Origin of the sequence: Candidatus Symbiopectobacterium sp., assembly GCF_020054415.1 — a bacterium.
Lineage (GTDB): Bacteria > Pseudomonadota > Gammaproteobacteria > Enterobacterales > Enterobacteriaceae > Symbiopectobacterium.
Map to the genome: position 1 here is coordinate 1 of NZ_JAHWCO010000113.1, position 2,551 is coordinate 2,551.

General features: G+C 54.1%; 7 protein-coding genes. 1 reads left to right on the forward strand and 6 read right to left on the reverse strand.

What is annotated here, in order from left to right; all coding sequences use genetic code 11:
* The 6 genes from QZ506_RS03485 to QZ506_RS03510 all read right to left on the reverse strand — a co-directional run.
* Positions 1-120: helix-turn-helix domain-containing protein (locus tag QZ506_RS03485; protein WP_291969100.1), on the reverse strand; the 120-nt coding region annotated here is incomplete at its 3' end.
* Positions 121-301: 181 nt separating this feature from the next.
* Positions 302-766: an ATP-binding cassette domain-containing protein gene (locus QZ506_RS03490; RefSeq protein ID WP_291969088.1), complete on the reverse strand. Its 465-nt coding sequence runs from the start codon at positions 764-766 to the stop codon at positions 302-304.
* Positions 767-793: 27 nt separating this feature from the next.
* Positions 794-1,036 carry a hypothetical protein gene (locus QZ506_RS03495; protein WP_291969090.1) on the reverse strand — a complete coding sequence of 81 codons (243 nt, stop codon included), beginning with the start codon at positions 1,034-1,036 and terminating at the stop codon, positions 794-796.
* Positions 1,037-1,130: 94 nt separating this feature from the next.
* The gene (locus QZ506_RS03500) at positions 1,131-1,532 is read right to left on the reverse strand and encodes a hypothetical protein (RefSeq protein WP_291969092.1); all 402 of its coding nucleotides are present in this window, start codon (positions 1,530-1,532) and stop codon (positions 1,131-1,133) included.
* The gene (locus QZ506_RS03505) at positions 1,532-1,981 is read right to left on the reverse strand and encodes an ATP-binding cassette domain-containing protein (RefSeq protein ID WP_291969094.1); all 450 of its coding nucleotides are present in this window, start codon (positions 1,979-1,981) and stop codon (positions 1,532-1,534) included. Before QZ506_RS03505 ends, QZ506_RS03500 begins: the two co-directional genes overlap by 1 nt.
* A 1-nt stretch (position 1,982) precedes the next feature.
* Entirely contained in the window at positions 1,983-2,315 is a 333-nt protein-coding gene (locus QZ506_RS03510) for an ATP-binding cassette domain-containing protein (RefSeq protein ID WP_291969096.1), read from the reverse strand.
* 80 nt (positions 2,316-2,395) lie between these two features.
* On the opposite strand from QZ506_RS03510, the gene QZ506_RS21455 reads away from it, so the two are divergent.
* Positions 2,396-2,551: IS1 family transposase (locus tag QZ506_RS21455; protein ID WP_367272963.1), on the forward strand; the 156-nt coding region annotated here is incomplete at its 3' end.

Here is a 2,551-nt window from a genome sequence, read left to right on the forward strand (position 1 = left end):
GTAAAATGTATCGCGTGACACGCCCATGATCTTGCAGGCTTTTGATACGTTACCGAGTTCTTCGGCGAGATTGAGCAGGCCGGCTTTGTGTTTGATAATGGGATTGTTAGTATGAAGCATGAGAGTTACCTCGCGTTTTGCTTAAGGATTAGACACCCATATCAAAACCGGTAACTCTCAACCTTCCAAGGTCCAGTGTCAGATCTAGTCGCGACTAATACACATCATCAGCCGCTGGATTCCCCATCAGCAGGTTTTCCAGCAGGGTCCCGCTAAACAGATAATTGTCCTGAAACACTTGCTAAATCATGCTCATGTGTTGCACGAACGGGAAGTCTTTTACATTAACCCCCCCAATAGCAATTCCTCCGCTATCCGGAGCGAAAAAACGGGCAATCAATTTGGTCAAGGTGGTTTTCCCTGAGCCGGATGACCCCACCACGGCTGTCATGCTATTGGCCGGCAGCGTCGCAGAAACATTTTGCAGCACCCGAACGCCGCGCTGGTAACCGAATGTCACGTCGCGCAACTCGATGCCGTAGTGTTGTGGTAGAGGCACAGGATCTGTCGGTGCCGGTAACAACATCTGTGACAACACGTTTTCTGCCGCCTCCATTTGGGCTGACGCCATACGGATGCCCGAGCTATAGGAGGCCACTTCAGTGAGGGGGTCGATAACCCGACTCACCAGCACCAGTAAGGCAAACAGCGTGGTTTGCTGCGCTGCATCTCCTTCCATCACCACCAGCCAGGTAATTCCCGCCATCAGCGCCATCAAGGCCAATTGCCCTAACTAGGTGTTCAGCAGCAGTGGCGGCAACACCAGCCACTGTTGACGTCGTGCGGCCCGGCTTTGCGCCACAAGTGCCTGATCAAATTGCCGATACCCCTGCGCGGTTTTGCCATAGGTGCGTAACACCGGCTGGCTTTGCGCGAACTCCACCATGCGTTCGCACGCCTGTGCATTGGCAGTCTGAACGGCCCGGTCGGCGGTACGCCCCAGTCGTCCCGCACACCAATACACTAATCCCAGCATGGGAAATAGAAACTCCGCGCACAGTACTACGCGCCAGTCGAAAAAATGGTTGCCACCACCACCACGGGCGTGATCATCGCCCGTAACAAGGGGGTTAATGGTGGGCAGGCAACCCTAGGATCTCCATCACGCCCTGACTGAGCAACAGGCCCAAGCGACTGGTATTGGCGCGCACGAACCAGCCGAGCGGAAGTGTGACCACGTGATCGCCAATACGGCGACGCAGTTGATTCATCAGCGTTGCTGCCACCTGAAATCCACTGTGTGCAGCGCGATAATGCAAATAGCCGGTCAGCACCACGCCTACGCCTACGCCTACGCCTAACGGTAGCATCCACAGTAACGCATCATCCACACGGAGATCCAGCAGGGCGCGAATTATGGGCATCACCAGCACAAATGTCAGCCCCTGCATCAGACAATAGCTGCACACCCACAGCAAATAATGACGCAGCAGCAGCGCGTGAGATTTCCCCATCAGTCTGGTCAGGCGCATCAACAGCATATCGCCTCCTGTTGCCCTTGTTGTGCCGCCCACAGCCGCGCATATTCACCGCCACCGGCCAGCAAATCAGCATGGTTCCCTTGCGTGTCAATGCGGCCATGCGACAGCACTAAAATGTTGTCTGCGTGCGTGATGGTCTCCATGCGGTGGGCAATCACCAGCACAGCGGGTTGTAGCAAGAGTGCTCGGGCAATGCTGACCCGCTGTGCCTCACTGCCAGACAGTGTGGTATCATCGCCGTATACCGATTGATAACCGCGCGGCAAACACAGTATGCGTTCGTGAATATGCGCCGCCTTGGCGGCCGCAGTAACCTGCTTTTCACTGGCCTGCGGATCGCCCAGCGCGATGTTGTCATACACGCTCATGCGTAACAGTTGGGTATCCTGAAACACAGTACCGATCTGGCGGTACAAATGTCGGCTGTCAATCTTGCTCAACTCAATACCCCCCTAACGTGATTTGGCCACGATCGGGGACATCAAAGCGCAACAATAAGCGCGCCAAGGTTGATTTACCAGCGCCAGAGGCACCGACCAGCGCGGTTACCGTACCTGGAGAGAGCGTCAGCGAGATGTTGTGTAACAAAGGTGAGCGGGGCTGATAACCAAAATCAATCTGATCAAACACCACTTCGTTATTCTGTATCGGTTCCGGTTGCAGCGGGATCGTCAGCAACATGGCAAGCCGCCTTAACGCGGCTTTCGCCATGCGCAAAGATTGTGCACTGTGGCTCAGCGTGGTGACGGGCACAGAGATCCCAAGCGCAATCATCAGAAATGGTAACAGTTCTGTGTCGTGTATTCAATATGTTGATTGCAGTGTGAAATGTCCGGTTTTGGATGTGGAATACAGTGGCTAAAGCTGATGTAAGATGCCCGTTTTGTGAACAGACATCTCCTGTGAAAAAACACGGTTATGGCAAAAGTTTCCATCAGCGTTACCGTCGTCAGTCATGCAAACACGGATGGCTACAGGGCTTACAACGACGAACTTCCAAAAGTAAAACA

Coding starts and splice junctions, on each gene's coding strand:
- QZ506_RS03490 (WP_291969088.1), bottom strand. CDS start 766: ATGGCGGGAATTACCTGGCTGGTGGTGATGGAAGGAGATGCAGCGCAG.
- QZ506_RS03495 (WP_291969090.1), bottom strand. CDS start 1,036: ATGCTGGGATTAGTGTATTGGTGTGCGGGACGACTGGGGCGTACCGCC.
- QZ506_RS03500 (WP_291969092.1), bottom strand. CDS start 1,532: ATGCGCCTGACCAGACTGATGGGGAAATCTCACGCGCTGCTGCTGCGT.
- QZ506_RS03510 (WP_291969096.1), bottom strand. CDS start 2,315: ATGATTGCGCTTGGGATCTCTGTGCCCGTCACCACGCTGAGCCACAGT.